General features: G+C 72.1%; 26 protein-coding genes. 7 read left to right on the top strand and 19 right to left on the bottom strand.

Features of this window, described 5'->3' with window-relative positions:
• The 3 genes from EBN88_RS04305 to EBN88_RS04315 all read right to left on the bottom strand — a co-directional run.
• The coding region (locus EBN88_RS04305) for an SDR family oxidoreductase (RefSeq protein WP_147472640.1) at window positions 1-805 on the bottom strand (805 nt) is incomplete at its 3' end.
• Window positions 802-1,668 carry an alpha/beta fold hydrolase gene (locus tag EBN88_RS04310; protein ID WP_122182445.1) on the bottom strand — a complete coding sequence of 289 codons (867 nt, stop codon included), beginning with the start codon at window positions 1,666-1,668 and terminating at the stop codon, window positions 802-804. The genes EBN88_RS04310 and EBN88_RS04305, both read right to left, overlap by 4 nt.
• The gene (locus EBN88_RS04315) at window positions 1,661-3,136 is read right to left on the bottom strand and encodes a flavin-containing monooxygenase (protein ID WP_122182446.1); all 1,476 of its coding nucleotides are present in this window, start codon (window positions 3,134-3,136) and stop codon (window positions 1,661-1,663) included. Before EBN88_RS04315 ends, EBN88_RS04310 begins: the two co-directional genes overlap by 8 nt.
• Window positions 3,137-3,253: 117 nt before the next feature.
• Between EBN88_RS04315 and EBN88_RS04320 the strand changes: the two genes are divergently transcribed.
• Complete coding sequence (locus EBN88_RS04320) at window positions 3,254-4,042, top strand: MerR family transcriptional regulator (protein ID WP_122182447.1); 789 nt, start codon at window positions 3,254-3,256, stop codon at window positions 4,040-4,042.
• A 718-nt stretch (window positions 4,043-4,760) separates the two neighbouring features.
• Here the strand turns inward: EBN88_RS04320 and EBN88_RS04330 are convergent.
• From EBN88_RS04330 to EBN88_RS04355, 6 genes are all read right to left on the bottom strand, one after another.
• A complete protein-coding gene (locus EBN88_RS04330) occupies window positions 4,761-5,279 on the bottom strand; it encodes a hypothetical protein (protein ID WP_233580447.1) in 519 nt (172 codons plus the stop codon).
• A gap of 12 nt (window positions 5,280-5,291) precedes the next feature.
• Window positions 5,292-6,389 (bottom strand): glycoside hydrolase domain-containing protein, encoded by a 1,098-nt coding sequence (locus EBN88_RS04335; protein WP_147472641.1) that lies wholly within the window; start codon window positions 6,387-6,389, stop codon window positions 5,292-5,294.
• A gap of 67 nt (window positions 6,390-6,456) precedes the next feature.
• On the bottom strand, window positions 6,457-6,741 hold the full coding sequence (locus EBN88_RS04340; protein WP_122182450.1) for a hypothetical protein: 285 nt from the start codon (window positions 6,739-6,741) through the stop codon (window positions 6,457-6,459).
• 222 nt (window positions 6,742-6,963) lie between these two features.
• Window positions 6,964-7,371, bottom strand: coding sequence for a hypothetical protein (locus EBN88_RS04345; protein ID WP_122182451.1), 408 nt, complete (start codon window positions 7,369-7,371; stop codon window positions 6,964-6,966).
• The gene (locus EBN88_RS04350; protein ID WP_122182452.1) at window positions 7,371-7,826 is read right to left on the bottom strand and encodes a hypothetical protein; all 456 of its coding nucleotides are present in this window, start codon (window positions 7,824-7,826) and stop codon (window positions 7,371-7,373) included. The genes EBN88_RS04345 and EBN88_RS04350 overlap by 1 nt, the downstream gene beginning before the upstream one ends.
• 214 nt (window positions 7,827-8,040) lie before the next feature.
• Complete coding sequence (locus EBN88_RS04355; RefSeq protein WP_122182453.1) at window positions 8,041-8,748, bottom strand: TetR/AcrR family transcriptional regulator; 708 nt, start codon at window positions 8,746-8,748, stop codon at window positions 8,041-8,043.
• Between the two features lie 85 nt (window positions 8,749-8,833).
• Here EBN88_RS04355 and EBN88_RS04360 point away from each other — a divergent pair, with 85 nt between their 5' ends.
• Window positions 8,834-9,943, top strand: coding sequence for an ABC transporter permease (locus tag EBN88_RS04360; protein ID WP_233580448.1), 1,110 nt, complete (start codon window positions 8,834-8,836; stop codon window positions 9,941-9,943).
• Here EBN88_RS04360 and EBN88_RS04365 read toward each other — a convergent pair.
• Both EBN88_RS04365 and EBN88_RS04370 read right to left on the bottom strand, forming a co-directional pair.
• Window positions 9,934-10,440 carry a GNAT family N-acetyltransferase gene (locus EBN88_RS04365; protein WP_122182489.1) on the bottom strand — a complete coding sequence of 169 codons (507 nt, stop codon included), beginning with the start codon at window positions 10,438-10,440 and terminating at the stop codon, window positions 9,934-9,936. The genes EBN88_RS04360 and EBN88_RS04365 overlap by 10 nt on opposite strands.
• A 104-nt stretch (window positions 10,441-10,544) precedes the next feature.
• Window positions 10,545-11,237 (bottom strand): IMP cyclohydrolase, encoded by a 693-nt coding sequence (locus EBN88_RS04370; RefSeq protein WP_233580449.1) that lies wholly within the window; start codon window positions 11,235-11,237, stop codon window positions 10,545-10,547.
• Between the two features lie 319 nt (window positions 11,238-11,556).
• On the opposite strand from EBN88_RS04370, the gene EBN88_RS04375 reads away from it, so the two are divergent.
• Complete coding sequence (locus EBN88_RS04375; RefSeq protein WP_199742250.1) at window positions 11,557-12,237, top strand: SDR family NAD(P)-dependent oxidoreductase; 681 nt, start codon at window positions 11,557-11,559, stop codon at window positions 12,235-12,237.
• Window positions 12,238-12,322: 85 nt separating this feature from the next.
• Here EBN88_RS04375 and EBN88_RS04380 read toward each other — a convergent pair whose 3' ends face one another.
• Window positions 12,323-12,889: a transposase gene (locus EBN88_RS04380; protein WP_325052720.1), complete on the bottom strand. Its 567-nt coding sequence runs from the start codon at window positions 12,887-12,889 to the stop codon at window positions 12,323-12,325.
• A gap of 283 nt (window positions 12,890-13,172) precedes the next feature.
• Here EBN88_RS04380 and EBN88_RS04385 point away from each other — a divergent pair, with 283 nt between their 5' ends.
• Window positions 13,173-13,655 (top strand): 2,4'-dihydroxyacetophenone dioxygenase family protein, encoded by a 483-nt coding sequence (locus tag EBN88_RS04385; protein ID WP_122182456.1) that lies wholly within the window; start codon window positions 13,173-13,175, stop codon window positions 13,653-13,655.
• A 75-nt stretch (window positions 13,656-13,730) separates the two neighbouring features.
• Window positions 13,731-14,690 carry a LysR family transcriptional regulator gene (locus EBN88_RS04390; protein WP_122182457.1) on the top strand — a complete coding sequence of 320 codons (960 nt, stop codon included), beginning with the start codon at window positions 13,731-13,733 and terminating at the stop codon, window positions 14,688-14,690.
• 39 nt (window positions 14,691-14,729) lie between these two features.
• On the opposite strand, the gene EBN88_RS04395 is transcribed toward EBN88_RS04390, so the two are convergent.
• From EBN88_RS04395 to EBN88_RS04420, 6 genes are all read right to left on the bottom strand, one after another.
• Window positions 14,730-16,139 (bottom strand): GH1 family beta-glucosidase, encoded by a 1,410-nt coding sequence (locus EBN88_RS04395; protein WP_122182458.1) that lies wholly within the window; start codon window positions 16,137-16,139, stop codon window positions 14,730-14,732.
• Window positions 16,140-16,265: 126 nt separating this feature from the next.
• Window positions 16,266-17,225, bottom strand: a complete 960-nt coding sequence (locus EBN88_RS04400; protein ID WP_122182459.1) for an aldo/keto reductase — start codon at window positions 17,223-17,225, stop codon at window positions 16,266-16,268.
• Window positions 17,222-18,067, bottom strand: a complete 846-nt coding sequence (locus tag EBN88_RS04405) for a VOC family protein (protein ID WP_122182460.1) — start codon at window positions 18,065-18,067, stop codon at window positions 17,222-17,224. The genes EBN88_RS04400 and EBN88_RS04405 overlap by 4 nt, the downstream gene beginning before the upstream one ends.
• A gap of 52 nt (window positions 18,068-18,119) precedes the next feature.
• Entirely contained in the window at window positions 18,120-18,977 is an 858-nt protein-coding gene (locus EBN88_RS04410; RefSeq protein WP_158621319.1) for a carbohydrate ABC transporter permease, read from the bottom strand.
• Window positions 18,967-19,914: a carbohydrate ABC transporter permease gene (locus EBN88_RS04415; RefSeq protein WP_122182462.1), complete on the bottom strand. Its 948-nt coding sequence runs from the start codon at window positions 19,912-19,914 to the stop codon at window positions 18,967-18,969. Before EBN88_RS04415 ends, EBN88_RS04410 begins: the two co-directional genes overlap by 11 nt.
• Window positions 19,914-21,221 carry an ABC transporter substrate-binding protein gene (locus tag EBN88_RS04420; RefSeq protein ID WP_158621320.1) on the bottom strand — a complete coding sequence of 436 codons (1,308 nt, stop codon included), beginning with the start codon at window positions 21,219-21,221 and terminating at the stop codon, window positions 19,914-19,916. The genes EBN88_RS04415 and EBN88_RS04420 overlap by 1 nt, the downstream gene beginning before the upstream one ends.
• Window positions 21,222-21,610: 389 nt before the next feature.
• Between EBN88_RS04420 and EBN88_RS04425 the strand changes: the two genes are divergently transcribed.
• Together EBN88_RS04425 and EBN88_RS04430 are read left to right on the top strand one after the other, a co-directional pair.
• Window positions 21,611-22,726 (top strand): alcohol dehydrogenase catalytic domain-containing protein, encoded by a 1,116-nt coding sequence (locus tag EBN88_RS04425; protein ID WP_122182464.1) that lies wholly within the window; start codon window positions 21,611-21,613, stop codon window positions 22,724-22,726.
• A 3-nt stretch (window positions 22,727-22,729) separates the two neighbouring features.
• Window positions 22,730-24,472: an IlvD/Edd family dehydratase gene (locus tag EBN88_RS04430; RefSeq protein WP_122182465.1), complete on the top strand. Its 1,743-nt coding sequence runs from the start codon at window positions 22,730-22,732 to the stop codon at window positions 24,470-24,472.
• Window positions 24,473-24,620: 148 nt separating this feature from the next.
• Here EBN88_RS04430 and EBN88_RS04435 read toward each other — a convergent pair whose 3' ends face one another.
• A complete protein-coding gene (locus EBN88_RS04435) occupies window positions 24,621-24,800 on the bottom strand; it encodes a hypothetical protein (protein ID WP_122182466.1) in 180 nt (59 codons plus the stop codon).
• Between the last annotated feature and the right edge of the window lie 306 nt (window positions 24,801-25,106).

Genomic DNA, 25,106 nt, shown 5'->3' on the forward strand with positions numbered 1-25,106 from the left:
GCCGCCGTTGGGCCAGCCGGCCGCCGACCACCGCCGGCAGCGCGCCGCGCACCGGCACGGCGGAGCGCAGCCAGCGCTGGGCGTAGACATGGGTGGCGCGCCGCTCGATGCCGGCGGCGAGCCGGGCGACGGCGGGCGCCAGCGGGGAGGTGCGGTTGGCCGGCCAGGGCAGCCGCCGTCGCATCGCGGCGAGTTGCTGGTCCTCGTCGGCGCCGCGCACCATGTCGGTGTCGGTCCAGCTGAGGTAGCCGACGCCGACCCGCACCCCGTCCCCGGCGACCTCGGCGCGCAGGCTGTGCGCGAAGGCTTCGACTCCGGACTTGGAGGCACAGTAGGCCGTCATCAGCGGCGCCGGGGTGAGGGCGGCGAACGAGGCGATCTGGAGGTAGTAGCCGGCGCTGGAGCGCAGCGCGGGCAGGAAGGCGCGGCAGGTGACGGCCGAGCCGACGAGGTTGACCTCGATCACCCGGCGCCAGACGGCCTCGTCACTCTCGGCGAAGAGTCCGCCGGTCGCCACGCCGGCGTTGGCGACCACGGTGTCGACGCGGCCGAAGCGGGCGCGCACCGCCTCGGCGACCCGGCGCATCGCGTCGGAGTCGGTGACGTCGGCGGCCCAGTGCGCGGCCTCGCCCGGCAGGTCCCGGGCGACGCGCGCCAGTTGGTCGGGCTCCAGGCCGACGAGGGCGAGGCGGGCGCCGCGTCCGGAGAGCTGGTCGGCCAGTTGGGCGCCGATGCCCCGGGCGGCGCCGGTGATCACCACCACCTGCCCGGCGACGGGCCGCCTGGCGCGCGGGAAGCCGTTCACAGGTGCTCCTTCGCCAGCGCGGTGAGCGTCTCGGCCACGGTGTCGGCGGCCTCCACGGGGGTCATGTGGCCTATGCCCGGCAGTTCGGTGAAGCCGACGGGGCGGGGCAGCCTGGCGTGGATGCGGTGCGCGTGGACGGGCGGGGTGAGGCGGTCGGCGGTGCCCTGCACCAGGGCGACGGGCAGGTCGAGTTGGGGCACGCGTTCGGCGAGGTCGAGGTCGGCCAGCACGGCGCCCCACTCGGCGCGGGCCCGGCGCGGGCAGGCGTTCACCATCCGGGCGACGGCCTCCACCTGGCCCGGGCTCGCGCCGGGCCCCAGGGTGATGTGGTGGATGATCCGCCGGGAGAGCGGGGTGAGCGGGCCGTAGGGCAACCGGGTGCGCAGGAACGCGCGTTGGCCGCGCCGCCGCCAGGTGCCGGGGCGCAGCGGCAGCACGGTGGACTCGCCGGTGAGCCGGTCGGTGCCGGTGCTGCACAGCAGGGCGGCGGCGGCGCGTTGGCGCAGCTCGGGGCGGGTGGCGGCGGCGACCACGGTCATGGCGCCCATGGAGTGGCCGCCGACCACGGCGCGTTGGCCGTCGCCGAGGGTGGCGGTCAGCACCGCGCACAGGTCGTCTGCGAGCGCCTCGACCGAGCAACTGCCGGGCGTGGGCGGCGTGTTGCCGTGCCCGCGCTGGTCGTAGACGACCACACGGTGGCCGGCGTCGATGAGGCGGCGGGCGACCGGCCGCCAGAAGGTGGTGGCGCAGGTCCAGCCGTGCACCAGGACCACGGTGGGGCCGTCCTCGGGGCCGTCGATCTCGGTGGCCAGCCGGGCGCCCCCGGTGGAGGTGACGGTGAGACGTCGGGCGGTGTCAGCCATGGCGCAGCACCTCGTATTCGGCGAGTTCGACATGGTCGGTGACCCGGCGGAACTCGCTGGTGGTACCGGGCCAGATGGTGGTGTTCCGGCCGGCGGCGTCCAGGTACCAGCTGTCGCAGCCGCCGGTGTTCCAGACGGAGCGGGCGAGCCGGCGTTGGAGCCGGTCGTTCCACGCGGTGACGGCGGAGCGGCGGGGGACGAGCGCGGCGCGCCGGTGGCCGCGTTCGGCGAGGGTGTCGAGCCGGGTCAGGAAGTCTTCCAGGTAGGCGAGTTGGGCCTCGATGATGAGGATCATCGAGGAGTTCCCGAGGCCGGTGTTGGGGCCGATCACGGTGAGGAAGTTGGGGAAGCCGGCGGCGGTGGTGCCGCGCAGCGCGGCCATCCCGCCGCGCCACTCCTCGGCGAGGGTGGTGCCGTCGACGCCCTTGATCCGGTGGGCGATCGGCAGGTCGGTGACCTGGAACCCGGTGCCCAGGATGATGACGTCGGCCTCGACGCGGCGCCCGTCGCGCGCGACGAGGGTGGTGCCGCGCACCTCGCGCAGCCCGGAGTCGACCAGGCGGACGTGCGGCTTGGTGAGCGTGGGATACCAGTCGTTGGAGAGCAGGATGCGCTTGCAGCCGATCCGGTAGTCGGGCGTGAGCCGGCGGCGCAGCGCCGGGTCACGCACGGAGCGCCGCAGGTGGAGCCGGGCCAGCCGCTCCACCACCCGCATCCCGGCCGGGTGCCTGGCGAACGCGTCCACCTGCAACTCCCTGATGCCCCAGAGGAGTTGTCGGCGGAGCGCGCCGGTGACCGGCAGCCGCTCGTGGAGCCAGCGCTCGGCGGCGCTGGTGTGGCGGTCCATCCGGGGCAGCAGCCAGGGCGGGGTCCGCTGGAAGACGGTCAGCTCGTTGACCTGCCGTTCGATCGCGGGAACGAACTGGATCGCGGAGGCGCCGGTGCCGACGACGGCGACCCGTTTGCCGCGCAGCGGAGAGTCGTGGTCCCAGCGGGCCGAGTGGAAGACCCGGCCGGGGAACGCGTCCAGGCCGGGCAGGTCGGGCAGTCTGGGGTCGGAGAGCGGCCCGGTGGCCGAGACCACCACCTCGGCGCGGTAGGTGCCGGCGTTGGTCTCGATCCACCAGCACAGCTCCTCGTTGTCCCAACGGGCGCCGGTCACCTCGTTGTTGAGCCGCAGGTGCGGGCGGAGGGCGTAGGTGTCGGTGACCCACTCCAGATAGGCGCGGATCTCCGGCTGGCCGGAGAAGCTGCGCGGCCAGCGGGGGTTGGGCGCGAAGGAGAACGAGTAGAGGTGGGAGGGGACGTCGCAGGCGCAGCCGGGGTAGGTGTTGTCCCGCCAGGTGCCGCCCACCGCGCCGGCCCGCTCCAGCACCACGAAGTCGGTGACGCCCATGCGGCGCAGCCGTACCGCCGCGCCCAGACCACCGAATCCCGCCCCGATCACCGCGACCCGTACGGACTCCATCCGTGAGCCTCCCGTTCGGCAGACGCTCGAAAGCTGCCAGCGATTACTGGCACATTCGGAGAGTAGGCCAGAAAGGTACCGGCCGGTAGGGGGCGTGCACTGCCTAAACTGCGTGACGTGACGGAAGGGCGGGTACCGGCGGACGGGCCGGTCAGGGAGTACCGCGCGGGCGAGTTGGCCGAGGCGGCCGGCATCACCCCGCGCACCCTGCGGTTCTACCGGGAACGCCGCCTGCTGCCGCCGCCGCGCCGCGAGGGGCGGGTGGCCTGGTTCAACGACCAGCATCTGGAGCGGCTGCGGACCATCTCCGAACTACTGGCGCGCGGCCACACCCTGGGCGGGATCGCCGAGATCCTGGCGGCCTTCGCCTCCGGCCAGGACGCCGGCAGGACCGCCCAACTCCTCGGCCTGAACGAGCCGTTGCCCTGGGCTGAGGAGGAACAGGTCCGGTTGAGCGCGCGCGAGCTGGCGGACCACTACGCGGGCGAGACCGATCCGGAGAACGTCTCCGAGGCGATGGCGATCGGCTATCTCCGCCCGGACGGCGAGGCCGTGGTCCATGTCAGCCGCGACCTGCTGGAGGCCTCGTCCGCCCTGGTCAGGGAGGGCATCCCGCTGGCCACGCTGCTCGCCGCCGGCCGCGAACTACGCGCCCACGCCGACGCGTTGGCGGAGGTGTTCACCGAGGTGCTGCGCCGGCAGGTGCTGCCCGAGGTGCTGGGCGCCGGCCGCGCCGAGCGGGGCGCGCCGCTGACCGAGGACGACATCAAGCGGCTGACGGCTGCCCTGGAACGGCTCCGCCCGCTGGCCAAGAAAGCCGTCTACGCCGAGGTCTCCCTCGCCCTCGACCGCCGCCTGCGCGCCGAACTCACCCCGCCGGCCGGACCGCCGGGCGAACCGGACTGACGGAGGCCGGGCCGCCGGGGGCCGCGGGCTGCGGTTCGCGCAGCACGCCGGCGCCTCTCCCGGGGCGACGCGCCGGGAGAGGCGCCGGCCGGCCAGTGCGCCGAGGCGCGGATCCCCGGGCGGCACCGCGATACCGAAGTACCCCTCCCTGGGCACCGCGTCGTCGCCTCCCCAGGCGACCACGCCGTCGCACTCGCGGATGATGTCCCGGATCAACGCCCGTTCACGCGGGAAGAAGCCGCCGGCCACGCCTACGGGATAGGTCCGGGGACGCACCGCCACGGCGGTGCCAGAGGCGAGGTTGCTCTCCGGGGCGGCATGATCGACCTGATCGGGATGGCGAAACGAAACGACATCGCGCGGACCCAACTGTGCGATCTCGTAGTGGAAACGACGGAGAACATGCACCAGCACGCTCTCGACCTCACCGATCCGCACCGCGACCGTCAGATCGCTCCCGGGAACGGGGCGCGTCCAGATCGCTCCGCCGCCGTCAACCACCTTCTCCATCTGCCAGCCGTTGGCGGAGGGTTGGCCGTCGGTGACGCGCTCCAGTCCTGTGGTGTCGGGGGCGTCGCCCCCGCCGCTGGTTCCTCGCCCGTGAGCGTGCGCGGCCGGCGCCAGGAGCGCGGGCGCCGAGCCGGCCAGGGCCGTGGCGGCCCAGGCGCCGCCGGCCCAACGAAGGAGATGGCGGCGTGAATACGCGAAGCTCATGGGATCACCTTTCTGTCGCGGAATGGTCGGCCGGCCGGCGGGCGCCACCGGAACAGTTCCCGTGGCGGATGACCGCCCAGGGCCCGGCGGCACCCAACGCGCCGACGGCGAGGGTGAGGACCGTGGGGTTGATCCAGGACGGCACCCCGTCCCTGGCGCCGTCCGACCAGTGGCAGACGGCACTGGGTGGCAACAGGCCGACCTCACGCTCCCGCAGCCGGGGGGCGCCCGGGCCGTCCGAGGGGGGTTCGGGGAGCCCGAACCGCTGGGTGGCGCAGGTGCGCGACGGAGACTGCTCCCAGTCCGCGGTGAGGAGGACGCCCAGCGCGTATCCCGACAGGGCCAGCGCGAGGAGAGCCGCGGCCAGGTCACGCCACAGCGTGGCGGGCCCGGGCCCGGGCCCGCCTCCCCCCGTTCTCCACGCCCACCGTGGGGCAAGCACGCGCCGGGCGCACCTGCCCAGGAGCCCGAGCGCGAGCACCAGGCAGACTCCGCCGATCAGGGGCGCGAGCAGGTACACCACCACGTCAACTCCTCAGAGGTTGCGCATGAACGCGTTGTACTGCTCCAGAATTCGGCAGAGGCCAAGGCGCCTTCTGCCTCCCTCCTGCGCGTCGGGATGGTCGAGTTCCCCCTGATAGCGGGTGGGCAGGTCAAGCACGCCCTGTTCGCTGATGTCGAGGCTCGGGCGAGGGGCACCGATCAACTCCGCGTGATGGAAGTGCACATGAGGGACGGTGCTGACGCAGTACACGTTGTCCTGGTTGAGCTGCTGCCAGGTCGCCCACAGGTCGGCATCGCTGGCCGGGTCCATCGGAGTCCCAGTGATGATGCCCGCCCGAACCGAATGGTTGTAGGCGTCGATGGCGGCCAGTGCGTCGGCGACGCCCTGTTCCTCGCTGAAGTAGCTGGCCGCTCCACCATAGGTCTGATAGATGGGATAGACGCTGAGACCCGCGTCGGCGATGGTCTCCAATTCACCTGGCTTGATGTTCCTGTCAAGCGTGGTTCCAGGCACGTTGGTCAGATAACGGCCCACATAGAGGTATCCCTCGTCCCTGAGGGCTCGCGCCCGATCAGGAGTGATCTCCGTTACGCAGTCGCACGCCGTCCCCTTTCGCGTGGGATCGCCGGTGGACACCAGGAGCGAGGCCCAGGTCGGGAAGTCCGCCCGGCCGTTGACAGACAGCCTGGTAAACCTCTGGAACGCCTCGACCGCCGCTTCCAGACCGCTACCGAACACCGAGGAGAAAAAGACTCCTGATCGCTGCTTGAAGATCATCGCCGCGCTGAACAGGAGGACCCAGTTGCCCTCGGAGCCGACGGAGAGCGGATGTTCCCGCAATCCCTGCTGAGTCCCGGGTCCGAAGACACCGTTGGCCTGGTCGTCCGACATGCCGATCTCGTACTGGATCGCCAGCATCAACGCTCTGGCGACCTCCCTCGAGTACTGTCCGCCGCACGGGATGATGAAGAACTCGCGTCGCCGCACATACCGTTCGTTCATCCACTGCTGGATGCCCCGCACATCGCCGGTTCCGTCACCGACCAGGACATAGGGGTCCATGGTCAGAAGTGCCTTGAAGACCTTGGGCTCGACCCCACCGCCCGGAAAGGCGTTCGACACGCCCATGTGCACCTTGATCTCCCGAACGCTCGCGTCGGTGCGGTCGTCGTAGCTCCCGTTGATCCCGCTGCCGTCATAGCCCTTGCAGTAGAGCCGCGGACTGGACGATGCGGTTCAGGTTCTCCCTGGTGTCCATGGGATTGATTACGGGGTACTGCTCCTGGAGGGCGGCGAGGGTGCCGGGGCCGAAGTTGTCCGACAGCGCGGTGATTCCCAACTCGTACTGAAGCGCTCGCGTGAGAGCGAACATCACGTCCCACCCCGTCTGCCCGTCCTCCTCCAGGCGCGGGATTCCGGAAACATCGGAGTAGACCGTGTTGATGAAACGCTGTGCCGCCCGCACCATCTCGTCAGCCATGGAGATCCTCTCGTCGGAATGTGCTAGCAGCGGGGCGCGGCAGAGCCGGGCTCCGGGCCAGCCGTTGTGGAGCCACGATCGCGATGCGGGTGACCACGGCCCAACATGACTGGTGGCATGAAGGAACATGGGCGGCCGTGAGCCACCGTGAGGGAATGTGCTGACAGCCGGGCTCGCGCCCTCGCCCCCGCTGGGACGAAGGCGCGGCGCGTCAGCCGTCGATCATCTCCCGCGCATGGGCGAGTGTTCGCTCGTTCCGCTCGTCGGTCTGACGGAGTTGTTCTCCGGTGGTGGAGATGTCCCCAGTGGCTCGGTCTCCCAGTTCGTGAAGCCGGAGGAGACCATGCAGGCGATCTCGGCCGTGTCACGCGCCTGAAGCAGCGTGATCATCTCGGCGTAGGAACTCAGATAGTCCTCGACCGGCAGCCTCATCCCAGCTGTCAACCCGCGCGAGGGGACCTCCTCCGGCCACCCGTCCCGGCTAATCTGCGGAACGTGGTAGCTCTCCGACGCGGTGACGGGGAGGTCGGTGGCCGACGACTCGTCGGCCGGGTCGTCGCCACAGGCCACCAGGCCACCGAGCAGGACGCCAAGCAGAGCGATGGTGGAGCGCGTTCGGCGTGGGCCCATCACAGTCTCCTACTGCTCGCGTTGTCGTTCTTCAACGCCGGCTTGAGGTTGTCGCTCGGCGGGAAGTCCTGCGAAGTGCCCCGGTAACCCGTGTTGTAGTACACGCGGTGTGCCCGGGAGTCGAAGTTCACGGCTGTGGCGGCGTCGTTCTTCACCGAGAGCCCGGAACCCGGAGTCGCCCCGACGCAGATCGCGGGCCAGCGTTCCAGCTGTCGGTCGTAGCCGAACTGGTAGCGATAGGTGAGCACTTCGGTGCCCTGAACGATCGAGCGGCCGGCGTGCGAGTACTCACTCTTGTTGGTGACGAAGCAGGGGCTTCGGTACTCGCCGTGGCTGTTCCTGCTGTTGTAGAAGATGACGAAGCACGAGGTCGCGGCTGAGCACTGGTCCGCGGTGTAGATCGTCGCCCTCGGCTGTGCCGCCTGAGACGAAGGGCTCCACCAACAGACCGTCATGACGCTGCCAGCACGGCTCCGGATAGGGATCTTCGGCTGATCACTCTCTCCCCACCTCCGCGAAGGGGCCATCGCCCATCGCGCTCCCCAGCGCGACATCGGGCATCACCCTCGACATAGCGTAGGGTGACGTCACCCGCACAGATTGAATCTGTCTATGGCCAACTCGTGACCGCGAGTTGCGACAGGCGTGGGCATCAGGTGACCGAAACGGTCAGCCGCCGTCCGACCCCGGCCCCGTGGCACCGTCCGCGCCGCCGCCCCCCGGCCCGGTGGCGCCGTCCGCGCCGGCGTGCGGCTCGTCGTCGTCCGCGCGCCGGCCCGCGCCGCCCGTCTCGTCAAAGGACAGCAGCGCGCGCATCCCCTCGCCCAGGACGGACACGTCGACCGCGCCGAAGAGCGCGCGCTGGAGGAGGAAGCCCTGGGCGTTGGCGGCCAGCACACGCGCCGCCGCCTCGGGCGCGATGTCGGCCCGCATCCGGCCGTCGCGCTGGTAGGCGACCACGATCCTGGTCCACAGGGCGAGCAGCGCGGCGAACCCGTCGTTGAATATCGCGCGCAGCTCCGGGTTGCGTCGGGTCTCCGACCAGACCTGGAGCACCAACGACGCCGGGAAGTTCAGCCGCTCGCCGACCCGCCGCACCCCCCGCATCAGCAACTCGTCGGGCGGCGGCGGATGTTCGGACTCGGCCGGACCCTCGAAGCCCTGGCGCACCGCGTCCAGCACATCGGCGGCGAGCGCGCCGATCATGGCCTCCTTGCTGGGGAAGTAACGGTAGACCGCCCCGGCCGACAGGCCCGTCTCGCGCAGCACGTCCTGCATCGAGGTGCCGTGGAAGCCGTCGCGCGCGAAACAGCGCGCCGCGCCGTCGAGGATCTGCTGCCGCCGTGCCGCGAGGTACTCCTGGGAAACGCGCGCCATGCCGGAAACCTAGAACGAACATTCATTCTTGACAAGAGGGGCGGGCAGGCGCACGGTGGGGACGTAAAACGAACGATCCTTCTCTTTGGCGCGTCCGACCTCCGCCGGCTTCTCCCGGGGCGCGGCCGGCGCGTCGACCGAACTCCCGGAGGTTCGACGTGCGCACGCCACAACGTTCCCCTGCCCCCTCGCCCTCGGCGGCCCCCTCGACCGGACGCTGATCGGCCTGATCGTCGCCGTTCCCCTGCTGGTCGGCTTTGTGCTCTGGGCCTTCACCTGGCCGAACGCCCGGAGCGCACCCCACGACCTGCCGGTCGGGGTGGCCGGCCCCGCGCAGGCGACGGCCCCGGCCGTCGAGGGGCTGGCCGCCCAGGGCGACGCGTTCGACGTGCGGGAGTACCCGGACGAGGAGGCGGCGCGGCGGGCGATCGAGGAGCGGGAGATCTACGGCGCCTTCGTCTTCTCCGGCGAGGGACCGCCCGAGGTGCTGACGGCGGGCGCCGGCGGCGCCAGCGTCTCCCAGCTGCTGGTCGGCGTGGCCGAGGCGCAGGCGCCCGAGGGCGCCTCGGTGACGGTGACGGACGTGGTGCCGGCGCCGGACGGCGACCCCAGGGGCGCGGTCTTCGGCACGAGCCTGCTGCCGCTGGTGATCGCCGGGATCGCGACCGGTGCGCTGATCGCCGTGAGCGGGCTGCGCGGCGGCCGGGCGCTGGTCGGGCTGGTGGGGGCCGCCGCGCTGGCCGGAGTCGTGGCCACCGTCATCGCCCACGACTGGCTCGATGTGCTGGCCGGCGACTGGTGGCAGGTGGCCGGCGTGCTGGGGCTGTTGATGCTGGCCGGCGGCGCCACCGTCGCCGGGTTCGCCGCCCTGCTGGGTCAGGCCGGGATCGGGGTCGGCGCCGTCCTGCTGATGCTGCTGGGCAACCCCTGGTCGGGGGCGGCCTCGGCGCCCGAGATGCTGCCGGAGCCGGTGGGCGCGCTGGGCCAGTGGCTGCCGACCGGCGCGGGGGCGAGCCTGCTGCGCTCGGTGGCGTTCTTCGACGGCAACGGGGCCGGCTTCCCGCTGGCGGTGCTCGTCGGCTGGGCGCTGCTGGGGACCGCCGCGATCCTGTGGGGCGGGCGGCGGCGCCCGCGGTCGGCGCGGGACGAGGGCGGCGCCGGGGAACGGGCCCGGGTCACGGCTGGTCAGGGCTGACCGGCCGCCCGCAGGTCCTTGGCGTAGCAGCGGCTGTTGGGCGCGTGCCGGTAGAAGCCGAAGTGTTCGGCGCGCGGCAGCATCGTGTAGCCGCTGGTGGCGTAGAGGTTCATCGCCTCCGGCTGGGCGATGCCCGTCTCCAGGACCATTCTGGTCCGGCCGGCGCGGCGGGCGTCGTCCTCCAGCCGGGCCAGGATGCGCCGGGCGAGGCCGAGGCCCCTGGCCTCCGGCACCACATACATGCGCTTGATCTCGGCGTCCCCGTCGCGGTAGCCCTCGTCGCCCGCCGCCTCCTGGGCGCGCCAGCCGCCGGTGGCGACGGGACGGCCGAGCGGGTCGTAGGCGAGCAGGTAGAGGCCGTGCGGCGGGTCGAACATCTCCGGCGCCAGCGGGGTCTGATCGCCCTCGTCGTCATAGCGCGCCGCGTACTCCGCCTGCACCTCGTCGTTGAGCTTGCGGGCGTCGGGGTGATCAAAGCGGGTCACGACCAGGTCCATGCCGGTCATCGTACGAAACGCCGCGCCCCGGCGGCTCCGGTGCGGGTCCCGTTCCGGAGCCGCCGGGGCGCGGTCCGGCGGTCCGGCCGGCCCGAGGCCGGTGGTCAGTCGGTCCGGTGGCGCAGGGCGGCGCCGGTCAGCCGGCCTGGGGTGAACGCGGCGGCGGCGACGCGCAGTTCGGGGGTGAGCGCCCGCCAGATCTCGTCCAGGAAGCCGGCCGCGTCGGCCGCCTCCGTCGTGGCCTCGGCGTAGGGCTCGGCGGGCAGCACCGTGCCGCCGTCCGAACGGTAGGTGGTCATCAACACCACATCGCCCGGCGCGAGGTCCCGCACCGTGACGGTGACCAGGTTGCCGGCCTCGCGGGCGCCGGCGCTGCGCCGGGCCGCGCCCAGGCAGGCGGTGCCGGGGTCCGCGAGGTCGGCGATCACCGTGATCCGCGAGGTGAGGATCGGCGGGTCCGGTTCGTACTCCAGCCGGTCCAGGGCGACGGCGGGCGCTTCGCCGGCGGCGAGGCGGTCGGCCACCGTCGAGACCTGCTCGCCGTTGCCGAAGACCAGCCAGCGCTCGTCCTCGATGGCCGCCGCATAGTGCCGCAGGGGGTCGTGGGCGGTCTCGTCGGTGGGCGAGACGATCAGTCGCTCGTCCTCGAAGTGCAGTCGCCTGGCCTGCGAGGCGGGGCTGCGCCCGGTGAGGAAGTAGCCGCCGACCAGCTCGCCGGCCCGCGTTCTGGCCCAGAGCACCCCGCGCCCCGGGTAACGGTTGTCGGCCAGGAACTGCCCCAACGGGTCGACACTCACCGGTTCTCCTCTGCCTCTGTGCTGTTCGGATGCCGTCTGCTCGCCGCGCGCGCTCACTCTCTGGGCACGGTGGCGCGTCGCCCCGCCATCCAAGCAGACGTCCGACGCCCGCCCGGCGGCGGTCCGTTCACCGGAACGGGACGGGTGCCGGTCACCGGAACGGGACGGGTGCCGGCCCCGCGCGGGGTCCATCACCGCTGGGGATGGACGCCATTCAGGGGGCGAATGACGGCGGCGGGCCGCCGGCGCGCCATGGTGCCATGGCTCACAGCCCGGCGCGCTGACCGGGAGCGCGAGGAAGCGGAAGGCGGTTGGTGACGTGGCAGCCATCCGGCGGGTCGTCGTGGTCGGCGGCACCAGCGGCATCGGGGCCGCCGTGGCCGAACGGTTCGCGGCGGCGGGAGCCGAGGTCACGGTCGCCGGGCTGGACGCCCCGGCCCCCGGAGTCGAGTTGGACGTCACGCGTCCCGACCAGGTCACGGCGTTCTTCGACCGGTTCGACAGCCTGGACGTCCTGGTCAACGCGGCCGGGGTGCTCCAGCGGGACGACGAGCACCGGCCCGAGGTCTTCGAGCGGGTGCTGGCGGTCAACCTCACCGGCACCATGCGCGCCTGCGTCGCCGCCCGGCCCGCGCTGGTCGCGGCCGGCGGCTGCGTGGTCAACGTGGCCTCGATGCTGAGCTTCTTCGGCGGGCCCAGGGTGCCCGGCTACTCGGCCAGCAAGGGCGGCGTGGTCCAGCTGACCAAGGCCCTCGCCGTGGCCTGGGCCGCCGACGGGGTGCGCGTCAACGCCGTGGCGCCCGGCTGGATCAGGACCCGGCTGACCGAGGAACTCCAGGAACGGCCCGGGGCGGCGGAGCGGATCATCGACCGCACGCCCATGGGGCGTTGGGGCGAGGCCGCCGAGGTCGCCGGGGCCGTCGCCTTCCTCGCCGGACCCGACGCCGGCTTCGTCACCGGGGCCGTGCTGCCGGTGGACGGCGGCTATCTGGCTTCCTGAGCCCACGCCGCCCGGCGGGCCCGACGGGCCGCAGCCCCGAGCCGGCTCCCGACCGACCAGAGAGGCATCTCACGTGTCTGAGAAGTCAAGCCGCGACGGCCAGATCCGGTGAGGAGGAGGTGAATGCGTGTTGTTCGTCGAAGAGCTGCCGGGTGTGCGGGCAGTGGTAGAGCTGTCCGAGGAAGCGGTTGAACAGGTGTCGTTGGGCCTGGGCGTGCCAGTCCCCGGCCTGGCGTCGGCGGCGGCGGTGGTGTGCGTCGGCTTTCGGGGATGCCTTGAGGGCCGAGAAGGCCCAGAGGAATCCGGCGTTGATCAGGCGGTTGTTCTTGATGTAGCGGCGGCCGACGAACTTCTTCTTGCCCGAGGCGCGGGTGACGGGGGCGGAGCCGGCGTAGGCCTTCAGGGCGCGGGCGTCGGTGAAGCGGTCGGGGTCGTCTCCGATCTCGGCGAGCGCCCGGGCGTGGATGTCCGTGCGCAGGATGTTCGCCAGCACCAGCGCGTCGCCGGGGTCGGACTTGCCGCGCGAGACGCTGTGCCGGTCGCGGTAGCGGGCTGCCGCGAGCGGGTTGATCGCGTGGACGGGCCGCGCGGCGACCTGATCCCAGGACTCTTCGGTCCGCCATCTCACCAGCCGTTCGCGGCACCAGCGCACCGCGCGGGCCCCGGTCTGTCCCAGAGCTCGAAGGGCTCGCGGAGTTGGCTGGGGTCACCGCGCGGCGGGCTCACGCCACGACGATCAACGTCTCGCACAGGCCGGCTGGTTTCGCGGGGGCGCGAAGACATCGGGCGCCACCGGTCTCTCGGAAGGCCTCACGGGCCGGGAACCAACAGGGATCATCCCGATGCCCACGAACCACCACGAAACCAGCCAAGACAGTCCGGACAGCCCTCCAACGGGCCAACCGGAACCGCTTACTCAAGGATTAGGAACGCACATGATCCCCGTCTCCGCCGACTACCCCGAGGAGATCGCCGTCCCGGCCGTGCCCGAGGACGACCGGGTCTGGGTGCCACAGGCGCCCAACGTCTGGTTCCGACCGTTGATGTTTAACACCGTGACCGGACAGTGGTGCAACCTGCTCAAGGTCACCGCCTCCGGGATCGTCTCCCGCCATCGCCACCCGGGCGCGGTCTTCGGGTATGTGATCGAGGGACGCTGGCACTACCACGAGCACGAGTGGGTCGCCGAACGTGGAAGCTTCGTCTATGAACCTCCCGGCGAGATCCACACCCTTGCGGTGCCCCCTGATTGCGACTATATGATCACGCTGTTCAATATTTCGGGCGCAATGGTCTATGTCGACGAACAGGGACACCAGACCGGCTACGAGGACACGTTCACCAAGATCGACATGTGCCGCGCCCACTACGAAAGCGTGGGCCTCGGCCGGGACTTCGTGGAGCGGTTCATCCGCTGAGGCCGACACGGCTCCGGCGGCGGACCTCGCGGCCGGCCCGCGAGGTCCGGGCCGGCACGGCGGACAGGAGGCGGCGTGGATCTCTCCGGTGCCCACAACTACCGACTCGACTGGATCGCGAGCTTTGTCGCGGTCGCCCGCGAGGGCGGGTTCTCCGCCGCCGCCAAGGCGCTCTTCCGCTCCCAGCCAAGGGTCAGCTCCCACATCGGCGAGCTGGAACAGGTGCTGGGCGCCCGCCTCTTCGACCGCTCGGTGCAGCCGGTGGCGCTCACCCCCGAGGGGCGGGCGCTGCTGCCGCACGCCGAGGAGATCCTCTCCAGGATCGGCGTCTTCTCCGAGGTGGCGGACGGGGCGAACGGGGTGGTGCGCGGCGAGGTGCGGATCGGGATGTACCCCAGCGCCGCCGCGTTCCTCTACCCGACCCTGGTCCGCCGCCTGCGCCGCACCGCGCCCGGCGTCGCCACCGCGCTGGTCGAGGGGCCCACCCTCTCGCTGGAGGACCTGTTGATCGCCGGCGAGATCGACCTGGCCATCCGCCCGGTCCTCCCGCTGGTGCGCGACGACCGGCTGGTCAACCGCTGGCTGTGGAGCGAACCGCTGGTCGTGGTCGCGCCGTCGGGCCATCCGCTGGCCGGCACCGGCCCGGTCTCGCTGCGGCAGGTGGCCCACCACCCGCTGGTGACCATCGGGGAGCCGACGGAACGGGCGCCGCGCCAGTTCGAGACCAACCTCGCCTTCGCCGAGGCCGGCATCCGCCCCACCATCGCGTTCCAGAGCAACCAGCCGCAGACGCTGGCCGCGCTGGTGCGCGGCGGGCTCGGCATAGGCGTCACCAACGCGTTGGCCATGCTGACCGCCAACTGCGCCGGGCTGGAACTCGTTCCGGTGGCCGCCAGCCAGGTGCAGCGCCATGTCGCGGTGTGGTGGCGCGCCGACCGCGCGGACTCCCCCGTGGTCTGCCTGGTCCGCGACCTGGTGACGTCCCTGCCGGCGCCGCGCCTTCCCGACGGCGCCGGCGGGGACGGACTCCCCTGACGGACGGGACCTCGGCCGAGTCGAGGAACCCGCGTGCGACTACAGCCCGTTGGCGCGGGTGATCTCCGCGAACCAGCGACCCGAGTCCTTCAGGGTGCGGGCCTGGGTCTCGTAGTCCACGTGGACCAGGCCGAACCGCCTGCTGTAGCCGAAGGCCCACTCGAAGTTGTCCAGCAGGCTCCACACGAAGTAGCCGCGCAGGTCCACGCCCTCGGCCAACGCCCGCTGGGCGGCGGCGAAGTGCCGCTCCAGATAGGAGCGGCGGTCCTCGTCCCGCACCCGCCCGTCGGCGTCCAGCCTGTCGTCGAACGCCGCGCCGTTCTCGGTGACATAGAGCGGCAGCGGCCCGTACTCCCGCCAGACCCGGGTGAGCGTCTCGTACAGCCCGTCGGGGTCGATCTCCCAACCCATGGCGGTCTGCGGGATGCCGCGCCTGACGAACTCGACGTCCTCGGAGCCGACCCAGTTGGTCGGGCGCGGCTCGGCCGGCCGGGTCCCGGCGCGCACCACGTGGCGCGTGTAGTAGTTGACGCCGAGGAAGTCCAACGGCGCGTTGATGGTGGCCAGATCGCCGTCCCGCACATGGTCGAAGTCCACGACCGGGGCGAGGTCGGCGAGCAGGTCGTCGGGGTAGGAGCCGCGCAGCAGCGGCTCCAGGAAGACGCGGTTCATCAGGCCGTCGATCCGGCGGGCGGCGTCACGGTCGGCGGGGCTGTCGGTGACCGGGTCCACCGGGTAGAGGTTGACGGTGATCCCGACGTCGCGCGCGCCCTGTTCGCGCAGCGCGCGCACGGCCAGGCCGTGCCCCAGCAGCAGGTGGTGCGCGGCGCGCAGCGCGGCCGGCCCCTCGGTGCGCCCCGGGGCGTGCACGCCGCTGGCATAGCCGAGGAACGCCGAGCACCAGGGCTCGTTGAGCGTCGTCCAGTCCGGCACCCGGTCGCCAAGCCGGTCGTGGATCGCCGCCGCGTACTCGGCGAACCGCTCGGCGGTGTCCCGGGCCGGCCAGCCGCCGGCGTCCTCCAACGGCTGCGGCAGGTCCCAGTGGTAGAGGGTGACCCAGGGCTGGATGCCGCGCTCCAGCAGGCCGTCGACCAGCCGGCTGTAGAAGTCGACGCCGGCGGCGTTGAGTTGGCCCCGGCCCTCGGGCTGGATGCGGGGCCAGGCGAGGGAGAAGCGGTAGTGGGTGATCCCGAGGTCGGCCATCAGCGAGATGTCCTCGGGGTAGCGGTGGTAGTGGTCGTCGGCGATGTCACCGGTGTCGCCACCGAGAATCCTGCCCGGGGTGTGGGCGAAGGTGTCCCAGATGGACGGGCCCCGGCCGTCCTCGTGCACGGCCCCCTCCACCTGGTAGCTGGCGGTGGCGGTGCCCCAGACGAAGCCTTCGGGGAACCGTACCTGGGAGAGGTCCTGGGAGGTGGCGGTTGATGCGGATTGGTTGACAGAGGTCATGAGTTGACAGTCCTGGGGTCGTTCTGGGTGGTTCCTTGTCGTTCCGCCGTCGGTTCCGGCTGGTGGTTCCGCTGCTGGTCCCGCTGGTGGTTCCGTGTGCGGTGTGGCCGGGGCGCGCGGGCGGTCTCAGTGTTGCCAGTGGTCGGAGGGCGCCGCCAACGCGTCGAGCGTGGGCCACAGCCCCTCCGGTATGGACCAGCGGCTCAGCTCGATGGTCTCGGCCACCCGCTCCGGTCGCGTGACGCCCAGCACGGTCGCGGAGATCCTCGGGTCCCTGGTGGAGAACTGGATGGCCGCCGCCGGCAGCGGCACCCCGTGCTCCGCGCAGGCCGCCGCGATCTCCCGCACCCGGTCCAGCACCACCGCGTCGGCCTGGGTGTAGGCGTAGCGGGCGTGCCGGTCGGGCCCCTTGGCGAGCAGCCCGCCGCCGAACGGGGCCGCGTTCACGACCGCCAGCCCCGCGGCGTGCGCGGCGGTGATCAGCTGGTCGGCCGAACGGTCGATCAGCGTCCAGCGGTTGTGGGTCAGCAGCACGTCGAAGACGCCGGTCGCGACATAGCGCGCCATCAGCCCGACCGGGCCGCCGGCGACGCCGATGTGCTGGGCCAGGCCCTCCTCGTGGATGCGCACCAGCTCCTCGACCGGGCCGCCCGGCGCCATCCCGTCCTGGAAGGAGATGTGCTCCGGATCGTGCAGATAGAGGAGTTGCACCCGGTCAAGACCGAGCCGCTCCAGGCTGCCCTCCAGCGAACGACGCACCTGCGCGGCCGAGTAGTCGCCGGTGACCGGGGAGCGGTCCACCTTGGTGGAGAGCACGAAGCCCGGCGGGGGGCCGCCGAGTTCGGCCAGCGCGGTGCCGATGATCCGTTCGCCGCGCCCGTCCCCGTAGCCGGCGGCCGTGTCCAGGAAGCCGACCGGGCCGCGCAGCACCGCCCGGACCGTCTCCAGCGCGCGCTCCTCGGGCACGTCGTAGCCGAACGCGGCCGGCATACTCGCCAACGCGCCGCCGCCGAAGCAGATCTCCGGCACCCACAGCCCGGTCCGGCCCAGCCGGCGCGGCGGGAACGCCTCGGTCGCCGCCGTCATCGTTCCCCCGCCCCCGAGCCCGACGCCGAGCCGGAGCCGTTCGACACCCGGCGCAGCGGGACCCCGTGCGGGTCGACCGCGCGGCCGGTCTCGGCGGCCAGGCCGATGGCCCGCAGGCCGAGCCGGTCGCGGGCCGGGTCGGGCGCCGGCACGGTCTCGGCGGCGGTGTAGGTGAAGACCTCCAACACCGCCCCGCCCGCCTGGAGATAGTCGATGACGAAGCCGCGCGGGTCCTGGTCGTGCACCAGCCGGCCGATCACCGGGTAGCCCAGTTCGTCGCGGTAGTAGGCCAGGGTGGCGTCCAGGTCGCCGGAGGTGACGGCCACATGGTCGAAGACCGGGTCGGCGTCCGGGGACCTGTTCTCGGCCAACCGTCGCTCGCGGTCGGCCAGTTCGGGCGTGGTCACCTCGTGGTAGGTGAGGTGGCCATCGATGATCTCCAGTAGCGCCCCGTCGGGGTCGGTGAAGAAGGCCAGGTTGACGTCGCCGACGGCGCGCACCGGCTCCACGGTGAAGGGGACGTCGGCGGAGCGGAGCCGTTCCGCCTGCCGGTACACGTCGCCGACCTTCAGCCCGAAGTGCCGCATCCCGCGCTGGAGATCGTCCCCGACCCAGCCGCCCAACGGACCTTCGGGGACCGCTCCGGGGTCCCTCACCACCAGCTTGACCAGCGCGCCCTCGGCGGTCAGCCAGTGGACGTCGGGCGCGGGCGGCTCGGGCGGCGCCTCGGCGGGGCGCAGGCCGAGCAGCCCCCGGTAGAAGTCGAGGGAGCGCTCGGCGTCGCTGACGCCGATCTCGACATAGGACATTCCGGACGGGTGGGAACCGGACGGGTGGGACATGGTCCGTCTTTCCTTTCTGGGGGCGTGCCTCGGGGCGTGCCTCGATGGCGGCTCAGCTCTTGACGGCGCCGAGCGTCATCCCGGCGACGAACCGCCGCTGCATCCGCATGTACACCATGATGATCGGCAGAATGGACATGGTCAGCGAGGCACAGAGCAGCGGCCAGTCGGTCGAGTGCTGGCCGACCGCCGCGTAGAGCACGGGTTGCAGGGGCAGTTGCTCGGGGGTCCTGAGGAAGGTCTGGGCGAAGAGGAACTCGTTCCAGGTGTTCATGAACTGGAAGATGACCACCGTGGCCGCCCCCGGCGCGGCCAGCGGCAGCATCACCCTGGCGAAGATCGCGAACTCGCCGGCCCCGTCCACCCGGGCCGCCTGGACGAGTTCGTGCGGCAGGGTCTCGAAGAAGACGCGCATCAGGAACATGGCGAACGGGACCGAGGTTCCGATGTAGACCAGCACCAGGCCGGTCTGGCCGCCCAGCAGCCCGAGCGCGTCCAGTTCGAGGAAGAGCGGGATCACGATCGCGGTGACGGGCAGCATGATGGTGCTCAGCAGCGTCACATAGATGAACTGCTTGCCCCGGAACTCCAGATGGGCGAAGGCGTAGCCGGCCAGCGTCGCCAGCGCCACCACCCCCAGCACCGTGATCACGGTGATCACCAGCGTGATCATGAAATGGCGCGGGAAGTTGAGATCGGTCCACGCCTGTCGATAGGCGTCGAAGGTGAACTCGTCCGGGAGGAAGCCGCCGCCGAAGACCGTGTTCCGTGGCCGCACCGAGGTGATCAGCATCCACAGCAGCGGATAGGCGGAGGCCGCCGAGATCACGATCAGCAGCAGATAGCCGAACAGCCGGGCGATCCGGACGCGCGGGGGCCTGGCGGTCCTGTTGAGCGTCTCAATGGACATCGCGTGCCTTCCGGTTGACACGAACCTGAACCAGGGTGGCCAGCAGGCAGAGCACGAAGACCACCATGCTGATGGCGGTGGCATAGCCGAACGACGGCACCGCGCCGGCGGAGGAGCCGAAGGCCAGGCCGTAGAGATAGGTGCCCAGCACCTCCGAGGCCCGGTTGGGGCCGCCGCCCGTCATCACATAGATCACGTCGAAGGTCTTGAACCCGTTCACGACGTTCAACAGCACCACCACGGCCGTCACCCGGCGCAGCATGGGCACCGTCACATGCCGGAACCGCTGGTAGGCCGTCGCCCCGTCGATCCTGGCCGCCTCGTAGAGCACCGGGTCGATGCCCTGGAGACCCGCCAGATAGATCAGCATGTAGAGCCCGGCGGCCTGCCAGAGCGAGACCACGACCAGCGCCGGCAGCACCGTGGTGGTGTCGGCCAGCCAGGGCTGGGCCAGGGAGCCGAGCCCGATCCCCTCCAGGAACTGGTTCAGCTGGCCGAAGTTGGGGTCATAGACCATCTGCCAGAGCGAACCGGTGACCACGAACGAGACCACCGCCGGAACGAAGATCACCGTGCGGAAGACGACGCCCAGCCGCCAACCACGGTTGAGCAGCACCGCCAACAGCAGCGGCACCGCCGTCTGGAGCACGGTGCAGGCCAGCGTGAAGACCAGCGTGGTGGTCAACGCGTCCCAGAAGACGGGGTCGGAGACCAGGTTGTCGAAGTTCTCCAGGCCCACGAAGTCCGGGGTGCCGAAGCCTGACCAGCGGGTCAGGCTCAGATACATCGAACGCAGGAACGGATAGGCGACGAAGACGGAGAAGAGCGCCACGGTCGGCAGCACGAAGAGGTAACCGGCGAGCGCCGCCGACCTGCCCCGCCCGCCGCGCGGTGGCGCCCCGCCGCGCCGTGGCGCCCTGGGTGCCGCGACCGCCATCAGCGGTTCGCCGCCCGCTCGACGCCGCTCTGGATCTCGGCGGCGGCCGCCTCGGGGGCTGACGAGCCGTCGATCACCGCGGAGACCGCGTTGGCCGCCGAGTCGGAGGAGCCGGGTCCCATCAGGATGTGCGGGGCGCCGTCGCCGTCCAGCAGCCAGGAGGTCATCTCGGCCAGCACGGGGTCGGCGACCTGCTCGGCGGCGGCCGAGGTCGCCGGCATCGAGTGGGAGTTGTTCATCACCTCGGCATAGCGCTCCGGCTCGTAGAGGAAGCGCAGGAAGTCCAGCGCCGCCTCCTTGTGCGGGCTGGTCTCGCTGACCGCGAAGGCCGCGCCCGCCTGGTTGGAGCACCAGTGCCGGGCGCCCGAGGTCAGCGCCGGCGTCTTCATCACCCGGTACTCCTCGACGAACTCCGGCGGCGCGTCCTGCACGAAGTCCTGCGGAACCCAGGAGCCCATGAAGAGCATCGCGGCCCGGTCGGTGTAGAGCATCTGCTCGCCCTGGGCCGTGGTGATCCCGTTCGGGTTCGGCGCGAACGCGCCCTCGTCCTGGAGCCGACGCACCAGCGTCAGCGCCTCGATCACCTCGGGCGAGTCCCAGGAGGCCCCGTTCCGCTGGAGGTCGAGGTCGAGCAACAGCCGTGGGTCGTCCGTGACCTGGGTGATCAACGGCAGGAAGAAGTCCAGGCCGTTGGTGCCGGGGTTGTTGGAGAGCACGCAGGGCTCGACGCCGGTCGCCCGGATCGCGGCGGCCGCCTCGATCAGGTCGTCCCAGGTCTCGGGGATGTCGACGCCGGCGTTCTCGAAGTGCCTCGGGTGGTAGAAGATCCCGAAGGTCTGGGCCATCCAGCCCAGGCCGAACTGCTTGCCGTCGTCCACGAAGAGGTCGTTGGCCGACTGGAAGAAGCCGCCGAGGAAGTCCTCACCCAGGTCGCTCCTCAGGTCGGCGGAGATGCCGGCCCTGCCGTACTCGATGGCCAGTACGTGCGGGGCGAAGATCTCCGGCGGATCGCCGGCGGCCACGGCCGACTGGAGCGCGGGGAGGTAGCTGTCCGGGTCGCCGAACTGCCGCTCCTCGACGGTGATGTTGGGGTTGGCCGCCTCGAACTCCTCCACCAGGCGCGGCCACTCGTCGCGCTGCTGGTCGTACCAGTGCCAGACCCGCACCGTCGCCTTGCCCGACGAACCCCCCGACCCGCCGCCGCACGCGCTGAGCACGGGCGCGGCGGCGAACGCCGCGGCCCCCAGCGCGGTTGTCCGCAGCAGCTGCCGCCGGCTCGGCCGCCGGGGCTGTGATTGCGACACCATTGACGCCTCCGACTGACTTCCCATGACCCTTGGTTGGCCCTTGATCGGCCCTGACCGGCCCCGACGGAACCTGGTCCTCGCCAGACCGGCCCGCGTGCCTTGACGAGCGACAGTCGGCCCCGGGGCACCGGTGTGTCATGGGTTATCGCGGCAGCGGATGACCCCTATTCGCAGCCCATCCGTCCGGTCCGCACCCCTTTTCGCCCGACCGTGGCGAACTAGTGTCTACGGGTGGGTTCCGGGAGGTCCGTGCCTGGGCAGGGCCAGGTGGGGAGCGCTCCCAGACGCTCCTGTCGCTCCGGCCGCCTCGGGTGCGCGCCCGCGCGACGGGGGCGCGACCGGGCGCCGTTTCGGGGAGCCCGCCGAGAGACCACCTGAGGAGATGGCCGATGCGCGCAGTGCGGTGGCACGGCCGGCGCGACGTCCGGTACGAGACCGTTCCGGACGCGCCGGCCCCGGGTCCCGAAGAGGTCAGGGTCGCGGTCGCCTGGTGCGGACTGTGCGGCACCGACCTGCTGGAGTACCGGGAGGGGCCGATCGAGATCCCGACCCGACCGCACCCGGTGACCGGCGGCCGGGCGCCGGTGGTGCTGGGGCACGAGGTGTCCGGCTTCGTCGACGCGGTCGGCGCCGGCGTGTCCGGGCTCGCGCCGGGGGCGCTCGTCGCCCTCAACGCGCTGATCCCCTGCGGCCGTTGCGCCCTCTGCGCGGGTGGGGCCTACCACCTGTGCCCCGACTTCGGGCACATCGGGATGTCGGCGGACGGCGGGCTCGCCGAACTGGTCACCGTGCCCGCCCGGATGGTGGTGGCCGCGCCCGGGGGGCTCGACCCGGCGGTGGCCGCGCTGGCCGAGCCGTTCGCCGTGGCCTGGCACCTGGTGCGCCGGCTGGGCCGGCCCGGCGGGCGCGAGGGGCTGATCGTCGGCGCCGGCTCCATCGGCCTGGCCACCGCGCTGATCCTGCGCGCCGAGGGGGACGCGGTCACGCTGGCCGACGTCGGCGAGGAGCGGCTGGCGGTCCCGCGCGCCCTGGGGCTGCCGACCCGGCGCGCCGACCTGGACCCGCCGGCCTCCGCCGCCGACCTCACCGTCGACTGCACCGGCACCGGGCCCGGCTTCGCCCTGGCCTGCGCGGCGGCCCGGCCGGGCGGAACGGTCGGGCTGGCCGGGCTGCCGGGGGCGCCGGTCCCGTTCGACGTGGCGGCGGCGGCCAAGCGGGAGTTGACGCTGGTCGGCTCGATGTCCCACCAGACCACGGCCGACCTGCGGCCCGCGCTCGCCTTCCTGGCCCAACACGCCGAGGCGGCCGCCGCGTTGGTCACCGGTCGGGTGCCGCTGTCGGACGCCGTGACCGGCGGGCTCGACGTGCTGACCGGCGCCGAGCGCGGCCGCCACATCAAGATCCTGGTGGCGGCGAACCCGACCGACAACGATCGAAACGGGTCCGAAAGTGGTTCAAAGGTTGGGCAGAAGCCGGGGAGCCCGAACAAGGAACGTCGGAGGTAGGGCATGAGCGAGCAACGGGACGGCACGCGGCGGAGCGCGGCATGGTTCGGCGCCGAGGGGCGCAACGGCATGATCCACCGTTCCTGGATGCGCAACCAGGGCCTGGGGCCCGAGGTGTTCGACGGCCGGCCGGTCATCGGCATCGCCAGCAGCTGGTCGGAACTGACGCCCTGCAACGCGCACCTGAGGGACGTCGCCGAGTACGTCAAGCGCGGCGTCTGGCAGGCCGGCGGGCTGCCGCTGGAGTTCCCCGTGATGTCGCTGGGCGAGACCCTGATGCGGCCGACCACCATGCTGTTCCGCAATCTGATGGCGATGGAGGTCGAGGAGACGATCCGGGCCAACCCGCTGGACGGCGTGGTCCTCCTCTCCGGCTGCGACAAGACCACCCCGGCGATGCTGATGGGCGCGGCCAGCGTGGACCTGCCGGCGCTGATGGTCACCGGCGGGCCGATGCTCAACGGCAGGTTCCAGGGCCGGGACATCGGTTCGGGCACCGACGTCTGGCGGCTCAGCGAGGAGGTGCGGGCCGGCCGGATGGACGCGGCCGACCTCGCGGAGGCCGAGGGCTGCATGTCCCGCAGCCGGGGCCACTGCATGACGATGGGCACCGCCTCCACCATGGCCTGTGTGGCGGAGGCGCTCGGGATGCAGCTGTCGGGATCGGCGGCCATCCCCGCCGTGGACGCCCGCCGTTACGCCCTGGCCCAGGCGGCGGGGCGGCGCGCGGTCGCGCTGGTCGAGGAGGACCTGCGGCCCTCGAAGGTGCTGACCAGGGACGCCTTCGAGAACGCCATCCGCGCCAACGCGGCGCTCGGCGGCTCGACCAACGCCGTGGTCCATCTGCTGGCGCTGGCCGGACGGGTCGGCGTGCCGCTGTCGCTGGCGGAGTTCGACGCGCTCACCACCGAGGTTCCGGTGCTCGTCGACCTGATGCCGTCCGGCCGCTTCCTGATGGAGGACTTCTACTACGCGGGCGGACTCCCGGTCGTCCTGCGGGAGTTGGACGGGATGGGGCTGCTGCACCGGGAGGCGATCACCGTCAGCGGGCGGGACATGGCCACCGAGACGGGCGGCGCGCGTTGCTGGAACCGCGAGGTGATCAGGACCGCCGAGGAGCCGTTCCGCCCGGCCGGCGAGGGCACGGTCGTGCTCCGGGGCAGCCTCGCGCCGGACGGCGCGGTGCTCAAGGTGTCGGCCGCCTCACCCGAGTTGCTCAAGCACCGGGGCCAGGCCCTGGTCTACGACCGGGTCGAGGACTACATCGCCGACGCCGACGACCCCGAGCTTCCGGTCACCGCCGGCACCGTGATCGTCGTGCGCAACGCGGGGCCGCGCGGCTACCCCGGCTTTCCCGAGGTGGGCAACGTGCCGGTGCCCAAGGTGCTGTTGGAGGCGGGGATCACCGACGTGCTGCGGATCAGCGACGCCCGCATGAGCGGGACCGGCTACGGCAGCTGCGTGCTGCACGTCGCCCCCGAGGCGGCCGTCGGCGGACCGCTGGCGCTGGTGCGCACGGGGGACTGGATCGAGATCGACGTGGCCGCCCGCCGGCTCGACCTGGACGTGGACCAGGAGGAACTGGCCGCCCGGGCGCGGGAGCCCAGGCCGGCCCCCGTGGACGCGCCGCCCACGCGGGGCTGGGCCAAGCTCTATGTGGAGCATGTCACCCAGGCCAACGAGGGCGCCGACCTCGACTTCCTGGTCGGTGGCAGCGGCGACGCGGTGCCCCGGCACTCGCACTGACGGGGCGCGTTCCCCTCGGAGCCACGGGCCTCGTTCACCGGCGGCCGGCCCGTTCACCGGCTGCCGGCCCGTTCACCGGCTGCCGAGGCGCGTTCCCGGGCCGGCCCGGCGCGTTCTCCGGCGGGACGGCTCGCTGCCCGGCCCCGGCTCAGTGGGGCGGACGGTAGTTCTCGGCCTTGTCGAGGATCGCCGTGAACCGCTCCCACTGGGCCGCCCCCTCGGCGGTGGGGCCCACGGTGAAGTCCTCAGGGTCCAGGAAGTCCAGCTTCGCCCTGGTGGCCGGGTCGAGATCCAGCCACGCCGCCTCATCCTGCGGTGACCGAGCCACAGTCTTCGCACACCCAGTTGCCGTTGTTGAGCCTGCGGCCCTCAGCCGAGCCGCAAGAAGGACATTCCACCGGCGCCCCCTCACACGTTCGCACGCTTCCCCAGCAGACGCGGGCTCCGACTGTAGCGTGCGGCACCCCCACCCGGCAGCCCCGCGCGGCGGGCTCGGCGCACACCGGAGCCGGCCAACGCCCCACGTGGCACGGCGAGTCGGGGTGCGGGGGCGGAGACCGGCCGAACGGTCGTCACCGGGGGCGGGCAGTTCCGATCACAATCGATCGGAACCGCCCGTCAACGCCCGTTCTGG

Source organism: Streptomyces triticirhizae, assembly GCF_003696235.1.
Taxonomy (GTDB): domain Bacteria; phylum Actinomycetota; class Actinomycetes; order Streptomycetales; family Streptomycetaceae; genus Streptomyces; species Streptomyces triticirhizae.